This window comes from Streptomyces sp. NPDC037100, from assembly GCF_055606225.1.
On record NZ_JBVJSX010000003.1, the window covers coordinates 119,912 to 143,580 of the forward strand.

General features: G+C 70.3%; 16 protein-coding genes, 2 tRNA genes and 3 pseudogenes. 10 read left to right on the forward strand and 11 right to left on the reverse strand.

What is annotated here, in order from left to right; genetic code table 11:
• Window positions 1-1,411: 1,411 nt before the first annotated feature.
• The 3 genes and pseudogenes from ACZ7EG_RS10630 to ACZ7EG_RS10640 form a co-directional block, all read right to left on the reverse strand.
• Window positions 1,412-1,774 (reverse strand): annotated as a pseudogene (locus ACZ7EG_RS10630) (hypothetical protein); the annotation flags it as partial.
• 266 nt (window positions 1,775-2,040) lie between these two features.
• The gene (locus tag ACZ7EG_RS10635) at window positions 2,041-2,544 is read right to left on the reverse strand and encodes a hypothetical protein (RefSeq protein WP_471075215.1); all 504 of its coding nucleotides are present in this window, start codon (window positions 2,542-2,544) and stop codon (window positions 2,041-2,043) included.
• A gap of 237 nt (window positions 2,545-2,781) precedes the next feature.
• Entirely contained in the window at window positions 2,782-3,780 is a 999-nt protein-coding gene (locus ACZ7EG_RS10640; protein WP_471075218.1) for a zinc-dependent alcohol dehydrogenase family protein, read from the reverse strand.
• A gap of 98 nt (window positions 3,781-3,878) precedes the next feature.
• On the opposite strand from ACZ7EG_RS10640, the gene ACZ7EG_RS10645 reads away from it, so the two are divergent.
• Entirely contained in the window at window positions 3,879-4,820 is a 942-nt protein-coding gene (locus ACZ7EG_RS10645) for an AraC family transcriptional regulator (RefSeq protein ID WP_471075221.1), read from the forward strand.
• A 14-nt stretch (window positions 4,821-4,834) separates the two neighbouring features.
• Here the strand turns inward: ACZ7EG_RS10645 and ACZ7EG_RS10650 are convergent.
• Window positions 4,835-5,292 (reverse strand): annotated as a pseudogene (locus tag ACZ7EG_RS10650) (IS5 family transposase); the annotation flags it as partial.
• Window positions 5,293-6,022, reverse strand: a pseudogene (locus tag ACZ7EG_RS10655) (tetratricopeptide repeat protein); the annotation flags it as partial.
• Between the two features lie 113 nt (window positions 6,023-6,135).
• On the opposite strand from ACZ7EG_RS10655, the gene ACZ7EG_RS10660 reads away from it, so the two are divergent.
• The 5 genes from ACZ7EG_RS10660 to ACZ7EG_RS10680 all read left to right on the forward strand — a co-directional run bounded on the left by ACZ7EG_RS10660 (window position 6,136) and on the right by ACZ7EG_RS10680 (window position 9,908).
• Window positions 6,136-6,378, forward strand: coding sequence for a hypothetical protein (locus ACZ7EG_RS10660; protein ID WP_471075224.1), 243 nt, complete (start codon window positions 6,136-6,138; stop codon window positions 6,376-6,378).
• A 206-nt stretch (window positions 6,379-6,584) separates the two neighbouring features.
• Entirely contained in the window at window positions 6,585-7,028 is a 444-nt protein-coding gene (locus ACZ7EG_RS10665; protein WP_471075227.1) for a glycine-rich domain-containing protein, read from the forward strand.
• A gap of 68 nt (window positions 7,029-7,096) precedes the next feature.
• A complete protein-coding gene (locus tag ACZ7EG_RS10670) occupies window positions 7,097-7,939 on the forward strand; it encodes a protein kinase family protein (RefSeq protein ID WP_471075230.1) in 843 nt (280 codons plus the stop codon).
• 456 nt (window positions 7,940-8,395) lie between these two features.
• A complete protein-coding gene (locus tag ACZ7EG_RS10675; RefSeq protein ID WP_471075232.1) occupies window positions 8,396-8,764 on the forward strand; it encodes a tyrosine-type recombinase/integrase in 369 nt (122 codons plus the stop codon).
• A 163-nt stretch (window positions 8,765-8,927) separates the two neighbouring features.
• The gene (locus ACZ7EG_RS10680; RefSeq protein ID WP_471075235.1) at window positions 8,928-9,908 is read left to right on the forward strand and encodes a hypothetical protein; all 981 of its coding nucleotides are present in this window, start codon (window positions 8,928-8,930) and stop codon (window positions 9,906-9,908) included.
• A gap of 447 nt (window positions 9,909-10,355) precedes the next feature.
• Here the strand turns inward: ACZ7EG_RS10680 and ACZ7EG_RS10685 are convergent.
• Window positions 10,356-10,428: transfer RNA gene (locus ACZ7EG_RS10685), tRNA-Arg, on the reverse strand.
• 196 nt (window positions 10,429-10,624) lie between these two features.
• Window positions 10,625-10,715 (reverse strand) — tRNA-Ser (locus ACZ7EG_RS10690).
• 184 nt (window positions 10,716-10,899) lie between these two features.
• Here ACZ7EG_RS10690 and ACZ7EG_RS10695 point away from each other — a divergent pair.
• Both ACZ7EG_RS10695 and ACZ7EG_RS10700 read left to right on the forward strand, forming a co-directional pair.
• Window positions 10,900-11,418, forward strand: coding sequence for an SSI family serine proteinase inhibitor (locus ACZ7EG_RS10695; protein ID WP_471075238.1), 519 nt, complete (start codon window positions 10,900-10,902; stop codon window positions 11,416-11,418).
• Window positions 11,419-11,952: 534 nt separating this feature from the next.
• Window positions 11,953-17,082, forward strand: a complete 5,130-nt coding sequence (locus tag ACZ7EG_RS10700; RefSeq protein WP_471075241.1) for a PAS domain-containing protein — start codon at window positions 11,953-11,955, stop codon at window positions 17,080-17,082.
• Window positions 17,083-17,173: 91 nt separating this feature from the next.
• On the opposite strand, the gene ACZ7EG_RS10705 is transcribed toward ACZ7EG_RS10700, so the two are convergent.
• On the reverse strand, window positions 17,174-17,752 hold the full coding sequence (locus ACZ7EG_RS10705; protein ID WP_471075244.1) for a TetR/AcrR family transcriptional regulator: 579 nt from the start codon (window positions 17,750-17,752) through the stop codon (window positions 17,174-17,176).
• Between the two features lie 131 nt (window positions 17,753-17,883).
• Here ACZ7EG_RS10705 and ACZ7EG_RS10710 point away from each other — a divergent pair, with 131 nt between their 5' ends.
• Window positions 17,884-19,086 (forward strand): MFS transporter, encoded by a 1,203-nt coding sequence (locus tag ACZ7EG_RS10710; protein WP_471075247.1) that lies wholly within the window; start codon window positions 17,884-17,886, stop codon window positions 19,084-19,086.
• Between the two features lie 165 nt (window positions 19,087-19,251).
• Here the strand turns inward: ACZ7EG_RS10710 and ACZ7EG_RS10715 are convergent, their stop codons facing one another.
• On the reverse strand, window positions 19,252-20,373 hold the full coding sequence (locus tag ACZ7EG_RS10715; RefSeq protein WP_471075250.1) for an AI-2E family transporter: 1,122 nt from the start codon (window positions 20,371-20,373) through the stop codon (window positions 19,252-19,254).
• Between the two features lie 406 nt (window positions 20,374-20,779).
• Here ACZ7EG_RS10715 and ACZ7EG_RS10720 point away from each other — a divergent pair, with 406 nt between their 5' ends.
• The gene (locus tag ACZ7EG_RS10720) at window positions 20,780-21,205 is read left to right on the forward strand and encodes a hypothetical protein (protein WP_471075252.1); all 426 of its coding nucleotides are present in this window, start codon (window positions 20,780-20,782) and stop codon (window positions 21,203-21,205) included.
• Between the two features lie 96 nt (window positions 21,206-21,301).
• Here the strand turns inward: ACZ7EG_RS10720 and ACZ7EG_RS10725 are convergent, their stop codons facing one another.
• Together ACZ7EG_RS10725 and ACZ7EG_RS10730 are read right to left on the reverse strand one after the other, a co-directional pair.
• Window positions 21,302-22,981 (reverse strand): long-chain fatty acid--CoA ligase, encoded by a 1,680-nt coding sequence (locus tag ACZ7EG_RS10725; protein ID WP_471075254.1) that lies wholly within the window; start codon window positions 22,979-22,981, stop codon window positions 21,302-21,304.
• A gap of 126 nt (window positions 22,982-23,107) precedes the next feature.
• Entirely contained in the window at window positions 23,108-23,668 is a 561-nt protein-coding gene (locus tag ACZ7EG_RS10730) for a SigE family RNA polymerase sigma factor (RefSeq protein WP_471075257.1), read from the reverse strand.
• Window position 23,669 lies beyond the last annotated feature (1 nt).

Here is a 23,669-nt window from a genome sequence, read left to right on the forward strand (position 1 = left end):
CCTCGCGATGTCCTGCTCAGCAGCGGCCACGTGATCGTAATGCGAAGTGGCGTGAGCAGCCGTGGAGTTATGGTGGAGGAGCCGTTGGGCGTGGAGTGCCCGGTCGTCGCGACGGGGCAACGCAACGCTGAACGGCACATGAGGGTCTGACCCCAGCCGCGGCTCGTCCGGCGGATGAGTAACGGACGAACGGCCAGTGGACCGGCTGGAGCCGTTGCCGCCCGCGGCCACCGTCGCGGCCAAGCGGCCGGCGGCCCCACGTGTTCTTCGCCGTCACCTTCGCCTTCGTGAGGCACTGCTTCGCGGCCAACCTTCTTGGCCGGCTGGTTCACCTCCGTGGCGGCACGGTCGCGTTTCGTGACTCTGTGCCCGCGTTCTGAGGCGGCTACCGTCAACCACCGCCGTCAAGGCATACGTCAGAGGCCCTGTGGATCGCTCCACAGGGCCTCTGATCTGCTGTGCACTCGGCAGGATTCGAACCTGCAACCTTCTGATCCGTAGCTCTGGAGAGATCGGTCATTGGAGGTCATACAGGCTGCGGGGAGGGCCGTGCGGGCCGGTGTCGGTCGCTGGCGGCTGCTGGGTTGCTGTACTTCGTTGCTGTACAGCAGGATCCGGAGCGGGGGTGAGGTCATGGAGCGGGAACAGCTCGAACGGCTGTTGGGTGGTGGCGACGAGCAGTTCTATGGAAAACGACAGTCGGCCGGTGACCACCGTGTGGTGGTCACCGGCCGGCGCGGGTCATCCGGCGGGGCTGTGGTGCAGGTGCTGCCCTGCGTGGGACCCGGGGAGTCGGTTCCTTCTCAGACCGCTGTGATCTTGGCGAGCGGCTTGTTGGCGGTCCAGCAGGGTGAGTCGAACCTGAGGACGCCGTGCGCCTGTGTGGCTATGCATCGAATTGACCTCAGGGTTTAGCATTCCGAGACCTGAGGCTCATGGGGAGGCTGTTCTCCAGATGGCCACGGCATCTGTGACCCGCAGTGCCGGCCCGTTGTGGAGCGCTGCCCCCTCCAAGCCGAGTCAGGCGGGCTGACAGCAGCTGAGCGGTCAGTGCACTGTTCGTATGTGCCTCAGCCGCCGAAAGCCAGCCACGACGGCGGGCACGTCGAGCGGGCACCCGTCACGTGTGCCTCGAGCAACCCCGTACTGGCCTCAGCCATGCCTCCTGGATACGTCGCAGCCCTCACGCCATCGCGCCTGCACGCTCTGGACGTATGGACGATTCGCAGCCAGCTCCGGGCCTCCCCTGAGGCTTGTCCCGTAACTGATCTTGAGGGCGATGCTCGCGGTAGCGCGGTGTGGTCAGGCGAACCCGCTTCGGCCAGGTCCCGCGCTCGGCCGGGTCGGGTTGCATCCTGCTCCGACTGTCCGCGTCGGCGGTGTTGCGCGCTGCACGCCGTAGGCGGGCTGCTTTGAAGTCGTATGCGCGCACTGGGAGTTCCACACCTTGGCGGTGGGCCAGGGGTAGGAAGACCACTGGCCGGATCGTCCATGTGATGCGGGTGCTGGCGTGGGTCACAGAGACCGTGCGGGGTTCCAGGCGCAGGAGGGCTCGCCGTGTATCGATGCGGCCGTCGTAAAGCCAGGCCCAGGCCTCGTCGGAGGCGTCGGGATCGAGTGCTGGTGAGATGGTGCGCAGGGCGACCGCTACCCATCTGTCTGCTTGCGGTGCCGAGTAGGCGTCGAAGGATGCTCGGAGTGCCGGCCGCCCCGTCTCGTCGTTGACATCTTGCGTCCAGCACTCGCACCAGAAGCCCCGCTGGGGCTTGTCCATCAGCACGGGTGTCCTCCGGGCCGGGTGTCCGTGAAGAGTTCGCGGTGACGATGTAGCCGCTGTGGCTGCCGTGGACGACGGCCCGGTGTGTGATGACGTTGACCATGCCCAGGCCGCGGCCGTGTACCGACCGGGTTGCGGGTCATGCTGGGACGGCGAGGGGGCGTCCTTCCAAACTGACCAGCCCGGCGACACAGCACGAGCAGCCCAGCCATTGGGCACGCCTGTCTCCGGTCGTGAAGCGGCGGAAGATATCCAGGGTAGGGCTATGCCTGTCCTCGTGTCCGGTGCCGCTTTGCGTACGACCAGGTCACCGCGGTCATCAGGGCCGGGATGGCGAACAGCGGGGCGAAGACGAAGCCCCATATGGTCTGTGCCATACCACTCGACATGTACGTCTGACTCTCGACGGTGAAAGCGACCACGAGTTGCCACAGTGCCACCAGGACCAGGACCCCCGAGGCGGTCCAGGCCACTGCAGCCAGGGCCTGGGGGCGCAGCGGCCGCCACCGGTCGCTGACGAGTAACAGCGGAAACAAAGCGGCCAGCTCGGCAAAGACGGAGAGGCCGACGGCGTATGCGATGCCCCAGCCCGGTATGTCGAAGACGTCGCGCAGCACCTGATCGCTGTAGCCCACATAAACACCGGAGGCCATGGCGATGCGCCACAGGCCGGACGGAACTGCGCACAGGGCGATGGCGTGGGCGGCGCGACGAGCCCAAACGGGGGCGGGCGCGGAGACGGGGAGAGGAGCGGGCGCTGTGGTCATGACTTACATGCTGGTCCTGGCCACGGCAGCCGCGCGTCACCCGCTACGGCGGACCGTCTCCTCCCTGCAGAGGAAGGCGTGCCGCTGGGGGAAGACCTGAGGAGGACTCAATCGCCGGACAGGCTAGGTGGTCCAACCGTCCAGCTGATCAAGACATCGCGGCCAAACCCGGTGAACGATCATGGTCACAGCACTAGGCGGTTTCGTTTGGATCACCGTTCAGCCGCCGCCTGTGCCCTACAGGGTTACGAGGATCTTGCCGGTGTGTGCGTTGGACTCCATCAGCCGGTGCGCGTCGGCGACGCGGTCCAGCCCATCGAAGGTCTCGGCGATCACGGGCGCAAGCGTGCCGTCGGTCAGTCCCGAGCCGATGTATGCGGCGGCGCGCCGCCGGAGGTCGGAACGCTCCACGAGAGTGCCGTTGTTGTACATGTGAACCGTCTGGGGCCAGTTCAGACCCAACTGCGCCGGACGCGGGTCGAGCCAGCCGTACAGCACCGCTGTGCCGCGGGGGGCGAGGGCGTCGCCGAGTGCGGCGAAGCCGGGACCGCCGATGGCGTCGAAGACGATCTCGGCGCCCTTGCCCCCGGTGATTCGACGGACCTCTGTGACCAGATCCTCGGAGTCCGTCGCGATCACATGGGCCGCGCCGAGCTCCAAAAGCCGCTGCCGCTTCCGCGGGCCGCGCGTGGTGGCGATGGGGATCGCGCCGTGCCGCAGGGCCGTCTGGATCGCGGCCGTGCCGACACCGCTCGACGCGCCGGTGATCACCACATGGTCGCCGGGGGCCATCCCGGCGGTCTCCACCAGCCCGCCGTATGCGGTGGTGTAGGTCAGCCAGGCCGCCGCCGAGGTCACGGCGTCGGCGCCGACAGGGCGATTTACCACCGACTCCTGCGGCAATACGACCCGCTCGGCGTACACGCCGTGGACCCCGAAGTCGAAGTTGGCCGCGGCCATCACTGGGTCGCCAGACGAGAAGCCGGTCACGCCCTCGCCGACCGCCTCGACGACCCCGGCGGCCTCGTAGCCGAGTCGTGAGCCAGGCAGGGTGGGCGGGTAGTAGTAGGTGCCCGCGCGGAAGAGGGCGTCGGCACGGTTGAGGCCTATCGCGTCCACGCGGAACAGCACCTCACCGGGGCCGGGCGGGCCGAGCGGCACGTCCTCGACGCGAAGCACCTCGGGACCGCCGAGTTCGTGGAAGAGAACCGCCTTGGTGTGAAGGGAAGTCGTCATGGAGACGACGCTATGTATCAGCAACGAGACGATCCATGTCGCAATGTCTTCCCTTACTGTCCGATCGTCTCGCGGATCGCATGCCGTACGGTTCGAGCATGGATGTGCTCAGCGACGTGGTCGCCGCCATGCGCACGGGACGACCGCACTCCTCCCGCACGGCGCAGACCGCTCCGTGGGGCGTGCGGTTCCCCGCCTCGCAGGGCGCCGGATTCCACGTCGTGCTCCAGGGCGCGGCCTGTCTCCTGCGCCCCGGGGAAGCCGCTCCGGTGGCCCTCGGGTCCGGCGACGTGGTCTTCCTGCCGCACGGCTACGGGCACGCCCTGGCCGACCATCCCGACACTCCCCTGGAGGACTTCGCGCTGGGGCCGGACGGATCGTGGCCGGTGCTGGCGGATCCCGGCCCCGGTCTGGACGACGCGGACACTGTGCTGCTCTGCGGTGCCTACCAGTTGAACCGGTCGCGGGCGCACCCGCTGCTCTCGGAGCTGCCTCCAGTCGTCCACATCCGGTCCGCAATCGGGACACACCACGGCCTCCGGTCCGCCCTCGACCTGCTAGGCGCGGAACTGGCGGATCCGCACCCCGGCTCCGACGCGATCGTCTCCGGCCTCCTGGACACGCTGCTGGTATACCTGCTGCGGACGTGGTGGCTGCGCAAATCCGCGGAGGGGCGGGAGGCGACGGGCTGGGCGGCAGCCCTGCGGGACCCCGCAGTGACCACCGCGCTGCAGGCGATGCACTCCGACCCGGCCCTGCCCTGGACGGTGGACGGGCTGGCGTCCCATGTCGGCCTGTCCAGGGCCGCATTCGCACGCCGCTTCACCGCCCTGGTGGGCAGATCGCCCCTGGCCTACCTGACCTGGGTGCGCATGACGGCGGCGGGCCGCCTGCTGCGCTCGGGCGACACACCGCTGCGCGCCGTGGCGGAACGCGCGGGCTACACCTCGGAGTTCGCCTTCGCCAAGGCGTTCAAGCGCGAGTACGGCATCCCACCGGGGAAGTACCGTCAGCGTCCCGTGGCGGCCGCCGGCCGCTAGGAAGTTCCGTTGGATCACCGGGCGGACCAGAGGAAGATGCCCGCGACGTAGAGTCCGGCCAGGTAGCTGGTCGCGGTCTTCTCGTAACGGGTGGCGATGCCGCGCCGCTGCTTCAGGCGGTTGATGCACCGCTCCACGGTGTTGCGTTGTTTGTAGGTCTCGCGGTCGAAGGCCGGTGGTCTGCCACCCCTGCTGCCGCGACGCAGCCGGTGGCTCCGCTGGTCCGCCGGGACGGGGATCACTGCCCGGATGCCGCGCCTGCTCAGGTGCTCGCGGATCGCGCGTGAGGAGTACGCCTTATCGGCCAGGACCACGTCCGGCCTGGTCCGGGGCCGTCCTCGCCGACGGGGAACACGCAGGCGGGCCATGACGCGGTGAAGGCCGGTGCGTCGCCGGCCTGTCCTGCGGTGAGAACGAATGCGAGAGGCCGGCAGTTGCCGTCGTCCGCGAGGTGGATCTTCGTGGTCAGTCCGCAGGCGAGGACGTTAGCCATGAACTGCCGGTCGTCGATCTCCTTCGCCAGTTGCAGGGCCTCGGTGAAGTAGGCGCGGGCCTGGTTGTACTGGCGGGCATCGAAGTAGGTCCAGCCGGTCAGGCGTGCCAACTCGGCCGCGATGCCGTACAGGCCGTTCTGGATCGACGGCGGTCGGCTCTCCTTCAAGAGTCCGACGACATAACGGAGCTGGCCGACGATGGCTGGCCGCAGTGCTTCGCCCCCATGCTGGTCGTCTCGTCGCCAGTAGTCCTCGATCGAAGAGCGGAAAAGCTTCAAGCGTGGCCTTGTTCAGACTGGTTCGTGTGGCCAGCGCCAAGATGCTGTCCACATCGGGACCTGGCAGAGACGCGGGGGCCTGCTGCTCCGGCTCCGACCTCTGGGGCGCCTCGCGCTCGTCGACCACGAGGGCCTGGGGCGTCTCCCACGCTCGGCGGGCAAGCCCAAGCATGTCTCCTGGGATGCGCAAGCCGTCTGAGATTCGCTCGATGACATCCATGTGCTGCAAGTGGCGTCGGCCTGCGATGACTTCGCCCACGCGGCTCGGTGTCAGGTCACAACGGCGGGCGATCATCGAGGGGTAGATCCCCGCCCTGACCTTCACCAGCCGGAAGACTCTGGCGAAGTCCCGGACCCGACACGCATCGATCATCTCGGGATCGGTGAGCAGCCTGGCCGGCAGTTCCTGCGGCCGGTCCGGGTCGGGCATCGGCAAGCTCCCACACTGCGAGGGCTACGCAACGTCGCTGGTTCTCTACTTCCCGCGATGTTACCCAAGTTGGGTAATCAGCCTGACCTTTTGGCGGCGGCCCTCCGATCACGATGCTCCCTTGCATGGCGAGCAACCAGCAGACCAGACCAGGCATCGGTGAACTGGCGAAGGACACCGCCAAGGGACGTATCGGCATCGTCATGGGTGAGCTCGGCGGCCGAGTGCAGATACGGCCCATCGGCGGCGACCGGGAGTGGGATGCCATGCCGGACAAGGTGGTGCAGCCGAGTGCTCGGGAGGAATTGAGCGCACGCCTGGCCATCAGGAACGGCAACAGCAGGGACGGGCTGTGATGCGCGCCATCGGCCGATACGCGGGAGTCCTCTTCATCATCATGATCAGCGGGTCGTGCGGCCTGGTGATCGGCATGGCTCTCGCTGTCGGCTAGTAGACCGGCCGCCCCGGGCGGGTGCTCATTCCCCGGTTCCCCCACCACCGTTCGGGGCGGCCTCCCAATCCTGAAAGTGCCACGCTCCACTACCCATAAGGGAGTACTCGCATGACGGCAACGGCGAACGACCAGAGGACCGGCCGCGCGGTGGCTGGCGAGGAGCTGTTCCAGAGCCTCGCCCACTTCGTGGTCGTCCACAGCGGGCAGTCACCCGAGCGTGCCGAGCGGATCGCGGACCAGGCGGTCGCCTTCGTGGTCACCGCAGCCACCGCGATCGTCCCCATGGTCCCGTCGGACGACGTGGACCTGGGCCTGCACGCGCTCATCCTGCACACGAAGGAGTACGCCGAGCTGTGCGAGCGGCACGCGGGCCGCTTCCTGCACCACAACCCCAAGCCCGGTGGTGGCGCCCGTGATCCGAAGCAGGTCGCCGCTTCGGCACGCGCCATGAAGACTGCGGGGTTCATGGTCTTCGATGACCTGTGGACCGTGAACGGCACGAACCTTGCCCAGTGCGACTCCGACTGCGGCCGCCCGTACGGCCAGGCGTAGCAAGACAGCAGCGGCGCGGCCGGCCTCGACTCGTGGTCGGCCGCGTTCGCCCGGAAGGAGAACAGACGTTGTCCGGCTCACCCTCTGAACTGCCGATCGTTGTGCTCGACGCCCTCATGCCCACGTCTCAGCGCCTGGTCCTGAACCGCCGGGGCTCCATGGTCTGGGAGGTGCAGAGCCATCGAGGTCACTACGCCGTCAAGGTCGGCTATCCGATCGAGGCTACGGCCGACTGGCCCGCCCAGCCCTGGACCGCCCTCGCGCCCGCACGCGAGGGTGCCGTACTGCATCGCCTCGACTTCGACGACTTCGCGTACGGAGAGTGGGAGGGCGGAACGTGGAACTTCCAGCCGTGGCATGAAGGGCCGGACCTGTACCGACTGTGGGAGCCCTGCCGTGGCAAAGGCTCGTCCATCGCACCGCATGCCGGCGTGGCGCTGGGTTGTGTCGAGGCCCTGGCCGAACTGCACGCCAAGGGCTGGGCCCATGGTGACGTGCAGCCCGCCCACTTCATCGTCGGACCAGAACGGACGCATCTGATCGACCTGGCTCTAGCCCGAGGCGGACACGTCCCCGAGGGGTACGACTTCCCGTTCCGCGGCTGCCTCGTCCACTACGAAGCACCGGAGATCGCGCGCAGCGTGCTCGCCACGGGTGAAGCCGAGCCCACGCCGGAAGCCGACGTCTACGCCCTCGGCGCCTCCCTGCTCATCTCGGCCACCGGCTGGCGGGCTGTCGAGTACCCGGACGACGCTCCACGCCCCGTCCAGAGAGAGGCCGTGGCCAACGGCAGACGCCGTCCCGTCAAGGCGCCGGGTGAGCTGGGCGAGTTGATCGAAGCCATGCTCAGCCATGCTCCCGAAGACCGGCCGACCATCTACGAGGTAGGTAAGGCCCTGAGCTGCCTCTAGAGCCTGGTTCGCCCGGCGACGCTCGCATAACCAAGACCAACAACAAGAGACCGGACCACCCCTCAGCCTGGACAGCATTCCGGGTGGTCCGGTCGCGGAAGCCCTGATCAGGACGCCGGTGCCGATGGTAGCCGGGGCAGTTGGCGTGCTCGGATGCGGGTGCGGGCCCTCGGCTTCATGTTGTCCAACGAGGAAGGGCCTTGACCTGAGCCACCGAAAGTCAGCCATGACGGCGGGCGAGCCGAACGAGCACCCGCCACGTGTGCTTCCAGCAACCACTCGCCTGCCTTAACCACGCTTCTTCCAAGCGTCACGGCCTGGCCCTCGATCTTGCATGAGCGTTGCCGACATGCCCTGCGACTCCACCGGCCGCGCGGATGTGAGCTGGGGGCGGTCTGGTGGCGCGGTCGAGCTTGACGCGTCCCGGCCTGGTCCTGGTGCTCGGAGTGGGCGGGGTTGCGTGCCCAACAGATCGCCGACCGGAAGGCGGCAGGTGCCAACTGTAAGGGGACGAGCCACGGCCTCGCCTTCACCACGAAGAACGGGACTCCCATCGAGCCGCGCAACCTGAACCGCTCCTTCGAGGCGCTGTGCGTCCGCGCCGACATCCGCAGGGTCCGCTTCCACGACCTGCGCCACACCTGCGCCTTGCTCCTCCATGAGCAGGGCGCCGATGCCCGCATGATCATGGAAGTCCTGGGACACAGCTCGATCCGCGTGACCATGGACATCTACACCTTCGTCCGGCTCGACTCTCAGCGGTCCGCCTTCGACCGCGTCGGAGACGCGCTGAGGGGTGACAACAACGATCCGGACGGGCACTGATAGTTGGCTCCTGGCGACCGCGCTGGGCCGTCCCCATCTCTCCGAGGGGACCTGATTCCAGCCTCCAACAGCGTAGGGGTGATCCGAATGGATCTATGCGCTGGCGCCGATGTGCTAGATCAGGTTGTGTCTAGTTAACTGCACGCGACCGAAGGAGAACGAGATGAGCACGCCAATTCAGGGCTCTTCAACGGAAGAAGGTATTCCAGGGGTCAGGGGGGATAGCGCGAAGTGGAACGGCGTGCTCGGAGTGAGTCGCGCAAATGGCCATGCAGGCGTCGCCGGCGTGGCGGAGCAAGGCGGAAACGGTCTCTACGGCCGAGGCTCAGGAAACGGTGTCTGGGGACATGGATATTCCAGCCCTAATGCCATCGGTGTGGTGGGGATTAGCGACCACAACGACGGCGTGGCTGGCATCTCAAAGACCGTCGGAAAGTCTGGCGTCCTCGGCCTCCACAATGGTGAAAATGGCCAAGGAGTGTGGGGGCAGGCCAATAAGGGGACCGGCGTTGTCGGTCTGAGTCAGGTTGGCGCTGGCGTGTACGGCAGGTCAGAGATGGGTGAAGGTATCCGAGGGGAATCGCGGAATCCTCACCATGGCGGGATCGTAGGTATCAGTTCCGCTGCGGGCGGTCACGGCGTGTACGGAACCTGCGACGAGGGCACTGGCGTAATCGCGGTGACGAAGAAGGGGAATGCCCTATTCGCGAAGGCAGATCAAGGGAAGGCGGGGCACTTCCAAGGAGATGTCGAGGTCACGGGAAGGTTCACAAACCCTGACCTTCAGGGAAGGCTCGCCCGCATCGAGCAGGCCACACAAAAAATCGCAGCATTGGAAGAGAGGGTTACGGCCCTGAAAAACCAGGTCGACACGGCTATTTCAAACCTGACGACCCGAATGAGTACGGTTGAATTCGGGGTTGCAGGCTTGAGGTCCACCGCCCATACGCATTCCTCTGCTCGAGCTGACTCGGTGCCGGAGATCGAAATGGCGATCGCCAAAGCGGCTGATGCAAGCCCTGCGCCCTCTCTGGTGCCCCTGGACGGGGAGCAGCCCTCCTTCTCGTACCCAGAAGCCCCTTCTGTGGACGAAGGCCAGCGGAATCACTCTTCTTCGGGAGCCCTCTCGTCGAGTGAGACGTAGTCTCACAACAGGTAGTCACTGTGCGCCACCGCCGCAGCTCCGTGCCAGGGAGGAGAGGCTCGACGCTCGGCGAAAGACATGCAGACGCGTGGGAGCGTTGAGTCGCCAGGTACGGTCATTGGCCTTGTTAGGCGGCCGGCGCGCGGACGTCTTCTTCGCCGAGGCCCTCTTCCTTCGCGGCAGTCTCCCGGGCTGCACCTTCTTGGCGGCGCGGTCGCGCTTCGCGACTCCAAGAACCCCAACGGTGAGGCGATGGGCCCACCGCAGCTGAGTGGTCCGCGTTCCGCAGCGGCACGGCACCATGGCAGGTGAGCTGGAACGCGCATCGCCGATCCTGACGGCCGGTCCAACTCGTGCCCGTCCTCTGAGGCGGTTGCCGTCAAGCACCGCCGTCAAGGCATACGTCAGAGGCCCTGTGGATCGCTCCACAGGGCCTCTGATCTGCTGTGCACTCGGCAGGATTCGAACCTGCAACCTTCTGATCCGTAGTCAGATGCTCTATCCGTTAAGCTACGAGTGCTTGTTCTGTTTTTTCGCCGCTCTCGGGCCTTCCGGCTCGCTCGCGGCGACAGGAAGAACATTACATGACTGCCGCCGCCATGTGAAATCCGTTAGCCGCACCCCTTGTGAGCTGCGGAAACGGCGCTTCAGGCCGCACTTTGGAGGGCAACGACAGCGAAGCCCCGGTCGGGTGACCGGGGCTTCGTGATCGAGTGCGGAGGCGGAGGGATTTGAACCCTCGATGGGCTTTAAGACCCAAACCGCATTAGCAGTGCGGCGCCATAGACCGGACTAGGCGACGCCTCCAGCATCACTCCCGCGCGAGCGCGAGCGGTGCGTGCCGATGATGACACAGTCGAGCGTGCTGTCACCAATCGACCCCCACGGTACTAGGCGGGAAGGGCACGGGGCAAAGACCTTGTCAGGCCCGTGCGGGCCCCGCTCGGGCGTCGGCGCGCAACATCCGGGGCCACGTCGCGTTAGGCAGGGCATGTTGCGTGCCACTCCCCGGGCCACCGCCCGCCCCGTCCTGCGGCGTCTCCTCGTCGGCGCCGCCGCCTCCGTCGCCGCCGCCGGGTCGCTGACCGCGGTGCCCCCGGTCGCGTATGCCCAGGCCGAAGGAACCGGTCTGCCGTCCCCGACCAGGCCCGGCGAGGGCCGCGACCGGGATCACCTCACCGTCACCGTGCGGAACGCCGGCAACGGGGCCGACGGAACGTTCGAGCTCTACTGCAACCCCGACGGCGGCAGCCACCCCGACCCGAGCGGCGCCTGTGCCGCCGTGGAGCGGGACACCCGCTGGGGACAGGACGTCTTCACGCCCGCAGCGGAAGGCGGCTTCTGCACCATGCAGTACGGCGGCCCGGCCACCGCGCACGTCACCGGCACCTGGGCCGGCCGGCCAGTCGACGCCACGTACGACCGCCGCGACGGCTGCCAGATCTCCCGGTGGGACCGGCTCGTGCCGCTGCTGCCGGCGATGGGAGACGCCCGAGGCGCCAGGGCCTGAGCCGCCCGTACGCCCGTCGGTCCGTTCGCCCACCCCGTCCGCCCACCCCGACCGCCCGCTCGGCACGCCACTGCACTGCACGGCGGCCCGTGCGCGGCGGCTGGGCGTGGGACGGCAGGGCGGCGTGCTGTCCTAGCTGGGGGCGACAGGCCGTCGGAGCTGCGGGGCGGCGGGCCGTCGGAGCGGCAGGTCGTCGAGGGGCGAACCCCGGAGCGGCGTCCAGCGCCTCGCGCCCCGCGCCGCGCATCTCATTTGCGCCACCCTCCGCCCCCATCACGCCAGCCCGGCCAAAAGGTACAGAAAAGCCGTCGTCGTAAAGGTCCCGCGAAGGTCCCGCGACGTCGTCGCAGGAGGGCGGGCCTTTGACGGTTACTCGCTTCTCAGTTCGGGGTCACTTCCTCGTGCTACCTCCCTCTCATCCGGCGTCGCGAGCGCAACCGCAACCCTTAGACTCCCTCGCGTGACACGCCGCGGGACGGTTGGCAAGATGGCCCGAGCGGTCGGCAAGGTGCGGTAACAGGGAGGAAGCGTCTCGTGAGCAGCAGGCCATCCCGAGGCGCTGCTCGCCTCGCAGCCATACTGGACGCCCTTCCTGACGCGTTGGTGCTGGTCAACGCCAACGGCACGGTCGTCAACGCCAACACCATCGCCCTGGAGGCCTTCGAGACTCCGGGCACCGCTCTGGTGGGGCGCGGGCTGCTCGATCTGCTGCCGCAGTTCGACTCCAAGCTCATCCCCGGCTCCATGCGCCGGCCGGAGCACCTCGATCCGCACGCCCGGACCAAGCCCACCCGGATGATCGCGCGCAGGACCGACGGGACCGAGTTCCCCGTCGAGGTCACCAGTGCGAATCTGGAGAACGGGCAGCAGGCCTACGACGGTTACGGCTACACCGGCGACGAGCTGCTCATGCTCGTCGTGCGCGACCTGTCCGGGACCGTGGACACCGAGGCCGAGCTCGCACGGTCCCAGCGGCAGACCGAGATGATTCTGCGGGCCGCGTCCGAGGGCGTCGTCGGGACGGACACCGACGGGCGCATCGTGCTCGTCAACCCGGCCGCCGCCCAGATACTGGGATTCCGGGCCAGCGACCTCGGCGGACGCGAACTGCACAACCTCGTCCTGCACTCGCGCGCCGACGGCTCGCCCTTCCCGTACGAGGACTCGCCGCTCGCCGACACCCTGCGCTCCGGGCGCAAGCACCGGGTGCGCGGCCAGGTGCTGTACGCCAAGGACGGCGGCAAGGTGCCGGTCGACCTGACGACCGCGCCCGTGCGTGACGGCGACCAGCTCGTCGGCGCCGTGATGACCTTCACCGACCGGCGGCCGTACGACGCCGTCGTCGAGGAGAAGGAGGCGGCGGAGAAGAAGCACGCCGAGGAACTGGAGCGGATCGCCGAGGAGCACGCCTCCGAGCTCACCGCGCTGCGCCAGCAGCACGTCACCGAGGTCGAGGAGCTCACCGAGCGGCACGCCGAGGAACTTGCCGCGAACGAGGACCGCTACGCCGCGCTCGGGGAGCGCGAGAAGGACCGGTTCGAGGCGCTCGCCGCCCGGCACGAGCAGTTGCTGACCCTGCTCGGCCGGTCGCTGCGCGGGCCCCTGGAGGAGCTGCGCCGCGAGCTGGCCGCGCTCGCCGCCGACGACGCCGGGCAGCTGTGGCCCGAGGCCAACCAGGTGCTGCACCATCTGTCGGCCGGCTATGCGCGCATCACGACACTGATCGACAACGTCCTCGGTTACCAGCGGCTCGACGCGGGCAGCGAGAGCGTCGCCCGTACGAAGGTGATGCTGGACGCCGTCGTCGCCGCCGGGGTCGACGGGGCCGTCGAGCTGATCGGGCCCGGGCGGGTGCAGTTCGCCGTGCACGCGCCGCCCATCGAGGCCGAGGTCGATCCCCGGCTGCTGGCGACCGCCCTCGCGCATCTCGTCGCGGACGTGGCGGGAGTCGACGCGACCGGCAACACACCCGTGTCGGCGGGCGGTTATCTGGACAACACCGTCGTGGTGGCGGCGGCGCAGCGCGGCGAGGTCGTACGTATCGAGGTGCGTGGCCCGTACGCCGGTGGCGACACCGTGCACGAGCCCATCGTGCGCGGGATCGTCCGGGCCCACGGCGGTGTGCTGCAGACGCACGAAGTGCCGGGGATGAGCGGGAGCGCGTACGTCCTCGAGGTGCCGATCGGAGGCGGGGCCGGAGCTGTTGCCGCCCAGCCGGTGGACGAGTCCGCCGCGCTCGCCCTCGTCGACCCCGCTGCCCTCGACCCCGCTGCCCTCGACCCCGCTGCCCTCGACGCCGCTGAGCAGAACTCCGGCGGGGGGCGGCGCCGGGCGCGGCGGGCCACCACCGATGCCTTCCTGGACGGAGACGTTCCGGGTGGTGAGGGCGACGGAGCCGGTACTCCCGGAGTCGAGGGGGCCGGGACTCCCGGAGCCGACGGGGCCGTACCCACCGGGCGGCGCAGGCGGCGGGCCGCCGGGGAGCCGGCCGCTCTTCCGGCGCAGGCGTCCGGTGAGGACGCCGTGGCGGGCGGCGCGTCCGGCGGCACCGGGCGTCGGCGGCGCGCGGCCGAGGAAGCCGGTGCGGTCGGCGTCGGCAGTGCCGTCCAGGGCATCGCCGAGGGGGCCGTGGTGACGGCCGCCGAGCACGCGGCGGGGACCGCCGCCTCGAACACGGGTCTGGGCGGAACCGTGCCCCCGCAGGGCGTGCCCGCACCGTCCGGGCGACGGGCCCGGCGGGAGCCCGGTGAGCAGGCGGCGCTGCCGCCCGCCCTGCCCGCGCCGTCGTCCGGCGGTGACGCCGCCGATTCCGCCGATTCCGCCGATGCGGCTCAGGGGCAGGGCCGGCAGCCGACCGGGCGCCGACGTCGTGCGCTGGCCGCGGCCAACGAGCGGGCGGCCGCCGCGCAGGAGGCGGCCGGGCCGCGTCCGGTGTTCGCGCTGCCGCCGGCCGGGTCCGATCAGACTCCGCCCCCCGCCCAGCAGGAAGCCCCGGCCCAGGCCGACCAGGGGCAACAGGCCACCGGCGGTCCCGCCGGAACGCCGGGTACCGCACCGGATGTGGGGCCGGGTGTGGTGCCCGCCCAGGGGCAGGTGCCAGTACAGGGGCAGGTGCCGGCTCAGGGGCAGGTGCCGGCCCAGGGACAGGTGCCGGCTCAGGGGCAGGTGCCGGCCCAGGGACAGGTGCCAGTACAGGGACAGATGCCGGCCCAAGCACAGGTGCCGACCCAGGGGCAGCCCTCGGTCCAGGGCCAGCCGCAGCAGGCCGTAACGGGTCCCGGGGCGGCCGGCGTCGGTGACGGGGTGGCCGATGAGGGGCGGCACGACGCCGTTCCGCACGACCAGTCCGCCGATCACACTCCGCCGCAGCCGCATCCGACCAGTGCCCCGACCGGCCGTCGGCGCCGGGCCGTCGTGGCGCCGCGACCGGCCGAGGAGGCCGGAGCGCCGGTGCCGGGGGCTGCCGACCACGTGGGTCCTGTTCCGGCTGGTTCCGCACCCGGGGGTCCTGTACCGGCTGGTTCCGCACCCGGGGGTCCTGTACCCGCAGGTGCCGCGCCCGTGGGCCTCCCGGCGACAGGGCCCGTGCCTCCGGGTTTCATGCCTGCGGCTTCCGTGCCGACAGGGCCCGTGCCCGCCGGAGCCGCGCAGGGCGTTCCCGCCCAGCCGGACGCCACCGGCCAGGTCCCGCTGGGGCAGGCCGCGCCCGGCCACGGCGCGCCGGCGCAGGGCGGTGTCGCCGCCGCCCCCGTTGCGCCGGGTACGGCCGTCCCGCCGCAGGACGTGTCGCTGCCCGCACAGGGCAACACCGTTCATCCGCAGGCAAACGCCGCACCTCGACAGGTACCCGCCGTGCCGCCTCAAGGTGTGTCCGTACCCGCTCAGGGCGAGCTCGGGCAGAGTGTGCAGGCGGCCCTCCCGGGGCAGGTCCTGCAGCCTCAGGCCCCGGCCCAGCCCCTGCCGCAGCAGGGCGTCGCCGCACCGGGTCAGCAGCCCGCCGCCGGGCGGCCGCTCCCCGCGGAGGCCACTCCCGGGCAGGGTGTCCTGCCCCCGGGCGCGCCCGCTCAGGCGACTCCGCCTCAGGGCGCTCCGGCCCAGGGGGATCCGGCCCAGGGAGCTGCGGCCCAGGGAGCTGCGGCCCAGGGGACTCCGGCAAAGGGAGTTCCGGGCCCGGACGCCCACGGCACCCCGCCGCACGGCCGCACTCCGGCCGCCCAGCCCTGGCCCGCCGGCGACGACACCTCGAGGGCCGGTGCCGCGCACCCGGCGCCCGCGAACGGCACACCGGCCCGGGCCGCGCAGCAGCACACCCCCGCGCCGGGCACGCCGCTGCCGCCGGAGGGCGCGCCGCGGGCGGCTCAGCCGTTGCCCGCGGAGGCCGCGGCACCCGTCGATCCGAACTCGACGCAGGGACGGGCGATCAGCGTGCGGACGCTCGGCCAGGGTGTGCCGTTCACCCGGCAGGCGGCCCAGGTCCAGCAGCCGTCGGCCGCACCCGTCCCGCAGTCCGCCGCGCTGCAGTCGGCGACGCCTCCCCCGCACCAGCCGGGCGGATCGGGCCGCCGCCGCAAGCTCGGCACGCCGCCCGACCCGGCGGCGCGTACGGACCAGACGGCCCGCCCGGAGCAGGGGCAGCCGCATCCGGCGGGCCGGGGGTCCCGTCCGGAGCAGGCCGCGCGGCCGCATCCGGCGTCCGAGCACACGCCGCCGCCGGTCGCCGCACAGGCCCCCGCCCCGGCCGCAGCGCCCGTCCCGGCACAGCCGTCCCTCGCCGGTCAGTCACGCCTCGCGCAGATGACCGAGGGCGGCGGACGGTCGTACGCCATAGGCGCACCGGACGAGAACGCCGCCGAGGGGCCCGAGCCGCTGGACGGGCCCGGTGGAGCCGTCGAGGTGGCCGATCCGCCGCGGCCGCAGCCGATGGACGACGAGTTGCCGCCCGAGCCGCTGGACAACCCGCGGCGGCTGCTCGTGTGGCCGGCGCCGGACGTCAGCACCCAGCAGGCGCTGAGCGACCGCGGCTACCGGCCGGTGATCGTGAACTCGCGCGAGGAGGTCGACGCGCAGATCGCGGCGTTCCCGGCCGCGCTGTTCGTCGACCCGCTGACCGGGCCGATCACGCGCACGGCACTGCAGTCGTTGCGCCAGGCCGCCGTGGCCGCCGAGGTGCCCGTGCTGGTCACGGCCGGGCTCGGGCAGGCCTCGCGGGACGCGGCGTACGGTGCCGATCCGGCCGTGCTGCTGAAGGCACTGGCGCCGCGCGACACCGAGCAGCACCCGCCGCGGGTTCTGCTGATCGAGGAGCACGCGGAGATCGCGCTGGCGCTCACGGCGACCCTGGAGCGGCGCGGGATGCAGGTCGCGCGGGCCGCCAGTGACGCGGACGCGGTGACGCTGGCGGGACAGTTCCGGCCGAACCTGGTCGTGATGGACCTGCTGCAGGTGCAGCGGCGGCAGGAGGGGTACGCCGGGATCGTCGACTGGCTGCGGGCGAACGGGCAGCTCAACCGCACCCCGCTCGTCGTCTACACGGCCGCCGTCGACCAGGCCGACCTGCCGCGGCTGGCGTCCGGGGAGACGGTGCTCTTCCTCGCGGAGCGGTCCACCAGCAACGAGGTGCAGTCCCGGATCGTCGACCTGCTCAGCCGGATCGGGACCAACTAGGGCCTGACACTCGGGATCAGGTCGCAGACCCGGCGTCGACCGGCACCGCCGATTCCCTGCGACCTGATCCGAACGACAGTCCCGGCGGACCTCAGCGTGCCGTCAGCCGGCGCGCCGCCTCCTTCACCGACGCGCGCAGGCGGTCCCGGTCCGGCTCCCCCTCGCCGACCAGGATGCGCCGCATCTGCGGGACGACGGCGGTCCAGTTGGCCAGGGCGGTGAGCAGGAACAGCAGGTCGGCCGCCGGGATGGCGTCGGTGACGACGCCGCGGTCCTGGGCGTCCCGGAGGGCGGCGACCTTGCGGGTGTAGTGCTCCTGGCGGTCGGACTCGTGGGGCAGTTCGGAGCTGCCGTACTCCAGGCCCTCCCAGAAGAGCAGGCGCAGCAGCTCCGGGTGGGCGGCGTGGTAGTCCATCAGGCGGTCGATCCAGCTCTCGATGTCGTCCGGGTCGACGGGGACGTCCTCGGCGAGGTGCAGCATCTTCTTCTCGAGGACGATCGCGAACAGCTCCGCCTTGTTGCCGAAGTAGGCATAGATGAGCTGTTTGTTGGCCTTCGCCTCGGCGGCGATGCGGTCGATGCGGGCGCCGGCGATGCCGTGCCGGGCGAACTCGGCGACCGCCGCCTCGAAGATCCGAGCCTTGGTGGCCTCGGGGTCCCTTGCTGCCATGGGGGAGAGGGTAGCGCGCCGAGGTAACCAACTGTTTGGTTGACAGGGAAGGGCAGGGCGGCCCAGACTGTTGCCCCATCAGCCAACCAACCAGTTAGTTGTTAGAGTCGACTCCAAGGAGTCCACCTCCCATGCCGTCAGCGACCACCACCGCCGCCGCCCGGGCCACCGCCCGTGCGCGGCGGACCCGTGAGCCCGCCCCAGGGCTCTTCCTCGCCCTGCTCGCCGTGTGCAGCGCCGTCACCGCCGCCAACATCTATCTCGCCGCGCCACTGCTCCCGCTCATGGCCCGCGACTTCGGCTCGGCGCCCTCGGCCATCGCCTGGATCGCCTCGGTCGCCCAGCTCGGCTACGCGGTCGGCCTGCTGTTCTTCGCCCCACTCGGCGACAGTGCGAACCGGCGCCGGCTGGTCGCCGGACTCACGCTCGTCACGGCGCTCGCGCTGGGAGCCAGCGCGGTCGCTCCGGGGGCCGGGGCCCTCGCGGTCGCGATGTTCGTCGCCTCGGCGGCCACCGTCATCCCCCAACTGCTCGTGCCACTGGTCGCCGAGCGGGCCCCCGCCGAGCGGCGTGCCCTGCATGTCGCGACGGTCATCGCGGGGCTGTTCGTCGGCATCGTCGGGGCCCGTGTGCTGGGCGGGCTGGCCGGGCAGGCCTTCGGCTGGCGGTGGGTGTTCGCCGGTGCGGCCGTGCTCACCCTCGCCCTGGGGCTCGCGACGGCGGCCATCCTGCCGTCGCGGCGACGCCGGGAAGGCCCGCTGTTCGCCGGACTGGTCGCGCTGCCGTCGGTGCTGCGCGGCTCGCCGGAGCTGTGGCGGGCGTGTGTGCGGCAGGCCGGGATGTTCGGTGCGTGGAGCGCGCTGTGGACCTCGCTGACGCTGCTGCTGACCGGGCCGGCGTTCGGGCTGTCCACCGCGACCGCCGGGCTGTTCGGACTGTTCGGCCTGACGGCGAGTGCGGTGGCGCCGCTGGCCGGCGGGCTCGTGGACCGGTTCGGGGCGGCGCGGGTCGTGCGCTCGGCGTACCTGCTGGCCGCCGTGTCGGTACCGCTGTTCTGGCTGGGCGGGCAGGTGCTGGTCGCGCTGTCCGCCGCGGCGATCGTGATACACGCGGCGCTCGTCGCCTCCCACGTTGCCAACCAGACCCTCGCCCTGACGGCGACCTCCACGCCCGCCACGGCCAACACCGCGTACGTGGTCGCCGGTTTCGCGGGGGGCGCCGGCGCCTCGGCCCTGGCCGGGTACGCCTTCAGCCACTTCGGCTGGGGCGGGGTGTGCGCGGTGGCCGGAGTGTGGCTGGTGCTGGGGTGGGGGCTGACCTCGGTACGGCGGTGAGTTGACGTGCTCCCGGGTCCGAAGGCCAGGGATTCCGGCCTGGGTCGCCTGACCCGGTGCGGGCGCGCAGAGCCGCCTGGTGCTCCGGCATCCCGACGAACGCGGACCGTCCCGCGCCGGGCACGGACTTGGCCGGCCGGGGTCCGGCCGAGAGCGCACACCGAGTCAGGACCGGCCGTGTCGGCGCAGCAGCCCACGCAGACGGGCCAGCGGCGAGGGCCCGTCCCTGGCCGGGTGACGCGGGCCGCCCTGCACCCGCGGGTCATCCGCCACCTCGTACCGCTTGCCGTACTCATCGAGGAACGCCTGCAACGTGGCCACCGCCGGGATGGCGATGAGGGTGCCGGCCGCACCGAGCAGCGCGGCACCCGCGACCACGGACCCGAAGGCCACCGCCGGATGGATGTCCACGGTCTTGGACGTGAGCTTCGGCTGGATCAGGTAGTTCTCGACCTGCTGGTAGGCCACGACGAACGCCAGCACCCACACCGAGTACCAGGGATCTACGGTGAACGCGACCAACATGGGCACGGCTCCGGCCAGATAGGTGCCGATGACCGGGATGAACTGCGACACCACGCCCACCCACAAGGCGAGCGCCGGAGCGAACGGCACGCCCAGCACCGCCAGCATGATGTAGTGGGCGACCGCGGAGATCAGGGCCATCAGCCCCCGGGAGTACAGGTATCCGGCCGTCTTGTCGACGGCGATCTCGAAGGCCCTGAGTACCTTCGTCTGTTTGGCCGGTGGCAGCAGCGAGCACAGCCAGCGGCGCAGCCGGGGGCCGTCCGCGGCGAAGTAGAACGTGAACAGGAAGATCATCAGCAGCCGGAACAGACCGCCCAGCACGGAAGCCGAGAAGTCGAACACCCCGCCCGCGTGCTTCTGTACGTATGTCCGGAGCCAGTCGGAGCGCAGCAGTCGGCCCGGGTCGACCGACAGGTCCGTGTGGAACGTCCTGTTGATCCAGCCGATGAACGAGCCGAAGTACTCCGGGAACTGATCGACGACGTCGCTGATCTGACCGGCCAGCGCCGAACCGAACAGCACGAGGAACCCCGCCGCCACCAGGGCCACCGCGAGACACACCAGGAACGCGGCCAGGCCCCGGCGGACACCCCGGGCCGTCAACCGGTCGACGCCCGGCTCGATCCCCAGCGCCAGGAAGAACGCCATCAGAATGCTGAGCAGCAGCGTGGTGAGCCTGTGGAACGCCCAGGTGCCGAGCTGATAGACGGCCACCAGGGCGAGCGCGAGCGCCATGGCACGCGGCAGCCACCTCGGCATCCGGTCGGCACCCCCCGCTCCGCTGGGCGGGGTCTCGGACGGCCGTGGCTCCCGGCCAGGGTCCGGCTCAGTCATCGCCCGTCGTCACAGACCGGCGCGACGACCACTCGCCCGCCACAGGACCTCGGCTCATGGTTCAGGAGGAACCCTGACACCATCAGGTCTGTCGCTCTCCTGGTCGGCACGTGGATGGCCAACGTCTGAGGAATCGGGGGAAGACGCCATGTCGATTCCTCCTCCTGGGATGCCATCGCCGAAGAGTGAACCTCCATCATCGCCCGCCCGGCCGCGTTCCGCCCGGCGGGGACGGGGGCTCTTGCGATCACCCGAATGGCGAGCCCCTGCCCTGTGTGTTCCCCTGAATGAGGGGCCTCCAGTTCTTGTGAACCATCAGAAGGGCAGACCCATGACGGACACGCAGGACCGCATGACCCGACTGACGGATTGGGCGAAGCACGCCCAGGAGCAGGTGGAGAGCGCCGTCGCCAAGAATCGTGAGGAGCTGTCGGCAGCGGTCGAACAGGCTCAACGGCAGGCGGAAGAGCAGGCGGAGCAGCTCCACCGTGAGGCAGCCGAACAGAAGGCCGCAGCCGCTGCGTCACTTGACGAGGCGAGGAACAAGTGGCAGGAGCATGTGGCGACGGTCAAGAGCCACATTCAGGAGCGGAAAGCCGAGCAGGACGTGAAGCGTGCCGAGCACAACGCGGACGACGCGGAGCGCTACGCGGAATACGCGATCGACTACGCCGCTGCCACGATCCTGGAGGCGGAATACGCCTCACTGGACGCGTTGCTGGCGCGTACGGAGGCCGAAGCTCTGGCCAACAGGTGACCGAGCTCGGTACGACGTCGGGGTCACTCCTCACTGGAGGACCAATGGCATGCGCGAGCCCCTGGCGGTACCGCCAGGGGCTCTCTGCCGCTCGGGTCAGCCGAGCCGGGTGATGTCCAGCTCCCCCTGCGCGTACTGCCTGCGCAGCACCTTCTTGTCGAACTTGCCGACGCTCGTCTTCGGGACCGCCTCGATGACCGTCCAGCGTTCCGGGAGCTGCCACTTGGCGATGTGGCCCTCGTCGGCGAGGAAGACGCGCAGAGTCTCGAAGGTGGCGGTGGAGCCCTCCCTGAGGACGACCGTGGCCAGGGGGCGCTCGCCCCACTTCTCGTCGGGGACGGCGACGACCGCCGCCTCGGCGACGTCGGGGTGGGACATCAGCGCGTTCTCCAGCTCCACCGACGAGATCCACTCGCCGCCGGACTTGATGACGTCCTTGGCCCGGTCGGTGAGGGTGAGATAGCCGTCGGGGGAGATGGTGCCGACGTCGCCCGTCTTGAGCCAGCCGTCCTCGCTGAACTTGTCGGCCGGGCGCAGCGGTTCGCCGTCGTGGCCGTTGTAGTAGGCGCCCGCGATCCAGGGGCCGCGCACCTCCAGCTCACCGGCCGACTCCCCGTCCCAGGGGAGGCGTTCGCCGCCGGGGCCGGACAGGCGGGCCTCGACGCCGGCCGGGAAGCGGCCCTGGGTGAGGCGGTAGGCGAACTCCTCCTCCGCGCCGGCCACACCGGCCGGCGGACGGGCGATCGTGCCGAGCGGGGACGTCTCCGTCATGCCCCAGGCGTGGCAGACCCGCATGCCCAGCTTGTCGAAGGCCTCCATCAGCGAGGGCGGACAGGCCGAGCCGCCGATGGTGACCTGGCCGAGTGAGGAGACGTCCCGGGGGTTCGCCGTCAGCTCGGCGAGCAGGCCCTGCCAGATGGTGGGGACGGCGGCCGCGTGCGTGGGCTTCTCGCTCTCGATCATCGCGGCGAGGGGGGCCGGCTGGAGGAAGCGGTCCGGCATCAGCATGTTGACGCCGGTCATGAACGTGGCGTGCGGCAGGCCCCAGGCGTTCACGTGGAACTGGGGCACCACGACCAGCGAGGTGTCCTGGTCGGTCAGGCCCATCGACTGGGCCATGTTGACCTGCATGGAGTGCAGGTAGATGGAGCGGTGGCTGTAGACCACGCCCTTGGGGTCGCCGGTGGTGCCGGAGGTGTAGCACATGGCGGCGGCCTGGCGTTCGTCCAGCTCGGGCCAGTCGTAGGAGGTCGGCTTGCCGGCGATCAGGTCCTCGTACTCGTGGACGCGGACGCTCGCGTCGGCGAGGAGGGAGCGGTCTCCCGGCCCGGTCACGACCACGTGCTCGACCGGCTTCAGGTGCGGCAGCAGCGGGGCGAGCAGGGGGAGCAGCGAACCGTTGGCGATGATCACGCGGTCGGCGGCGTGGTTGACGATCCAGGCCAGCTGCTCGGGCGGGAGGCGGAGGTTCAGGGTGTGGAGGACCGCGCCCATGGACGGGATCGCGAAGTACGCCTCGACATGTTCCGCGTTGTTCCAGGCGAGCGTCGCCACGCGCTCGTCGCCGGTGACGCCGAGGTCGTCCCGCAGCGCGTGGGCCAGCTGGGCCGCGCGGGCGCCGATCTCGGCGAAGGAGCGGCGGTGCGGCTCGTCCTCACCGGTCCAGGTGGTCACCTGCGATGTCCCGTGGATCGTCGACCCGTGGGTCAGGATCCTCGAGATCAGCAGCGGTACGTCCTGCATGGTGCTCAGCACGGCGTCCTCCCGTGGCGACATTGCCTACGCGGTGGTAAAGGTTGCGCTGATTCTGCGCACATACCGCGTGGTATGTCACTAGGAGCGGGTGATCGATCAGATCACGCCATGTCGGAGGGACAGCTCACAAGAGGCCGGAACAGCGCCTCACTGGTGGACAAGTCCCAGCTCAGCGTCCTCGCGGAGCTTGCCGAGCGCCCGGGAGACGGCCGACTTCACCGTGCCCACCGAGACGCCGAGCACCTCGGCCGTCTGGACCTCGCTGAGGTCCTCGTAGTACCTGAGGACCACCATCGCCCGCTGCCGGTCGGGCAGCCGCATGATCGCCCGCCACATCGCGTCGTGCAGCGCCTGCTGCTCGGCCGGGTCGTCACGGCCGGGCACCGGGTCCGGCTCGGGCAGCTCGTCGCAGGCGAACTCGTCGACCTTGCGCTTGCGCCACTGCGAGGTCCGGGTGTTCAGCAGCGCCCGGCGCACATAGCCGTCGAGGGCCCGGTGGTCCTCGATGCGCTCCCAGGCGACGTACGTCTTGGTGAGCGCGGTCTGCAGCAGGTCCTCCGCGTCGCTCGGGTTGCCGGTGAGCGAGCGGGCGGTACGCAGCAGCACCGGCTGGCGGGCCCTGACGTACGACGAGAACGACGGGTACGGAAGGGTCTGCGCCGCTGGTCCGGCCGCCTTCGAAGCGCTCGTGCAGACGAGTGTGGTCATG

Bases quoted from the DNA above. Each gene is read 5' to 3' on its own strand.
- ACZ7EG_RS10715 (WP_471075250.1), bottom strand. From the start codon at position 20,373: ATGCCGAGGTGGCTGCCGCGTGCCATGGCGCTCGCGCTCGCCCTGGTG.
- ACZ7EG_RS10725 (WP_471075254.1), bottom strand. From the start codon at position 22,981: ATGTCGCCACGGGAGGACGCCGTGCTGAGCACCATGCAGGACGTACCG.
- ACZ7EG_RS10640 (WP_471075218.1), bottom strand. From the start codon at position 3,780: ATGACGACTTCCCTTCACACCAAGGCGGTTCTCTTCCACGAACTCGGC.
- ACZ7EG_RS10665 (WP_471075227.1), top strand. From the start codon at position 6,585: ATGACGGCAACGGCGAACGACCAGAGGACCGGCCGCGCGGTGGCTGGC.
- ACZ7EG_RS10730 (WP_471075257.1), bottom strand. From the start codon at position 23,668: ATGACCACACTCGTCTGCACGAGCGCTTCGAAGGCGGCCGGACCAGCG.
- ACZ7EG_RS10720 (WP_471075252.1), top strand. From the start codon at position 20,780: ATGACGGACACGCAGGACCGCATGACCCGACTGACGGATTGGGCGAAG.
- ACZ7EG_RS10705 (WP_471075244.1), bottom strand. From the start codon at position 17,752: ATGGCAGCAAGGGACCCCGAGGCCACCAAGGCTCGGATCTTCGAGGCG.
- ACZ7EG_RS10660 (WP_471075224.1), top strand. From the start codon at position 6,136: ATGCTCCCTTGCATGGCGAGCAACCAGCAGACCAGACCAGGCATCGGT.
- ACZ7EG_RS10710 (WP_471075247.1), top strand. From the start codon at position 17,884: ATGCCGTCAGCGACCACCACCGCCGCCGCCCGGGCCACCGCCCGTGCG.
- ACZ7EG_RS10635 (WP_471075215.1), bottom strand. From the start codon at position 2,544: ATGACCACAGCGCCCGCTCCTCTCCCCGTCTCCGCGCCCGCCCCCGTT.
- ACZ7EG_RS10680 (WP_471075235.1), top strand. From the start codon at position 8,928: ATGAGCACGCCAATTCAGGGCTCTTCAACGGAAGAAGGTATTCCAGGG.
- ACZ7EG_RS10695 (WP_471075238.1), top strand. From the start codon at position 10,900: ATGTTGCGTGCCACTCCCCGGGCCACCGCCCGCCCCGTCCTGCGGCGT.
- ACZ7EG_RS10645 (WP_471075221.1), top strand. From the start codon at position 3,879: ATGGATGTGCTCAGCGACGTGGTCGCCGCCATGCGCACGGGACGACCG.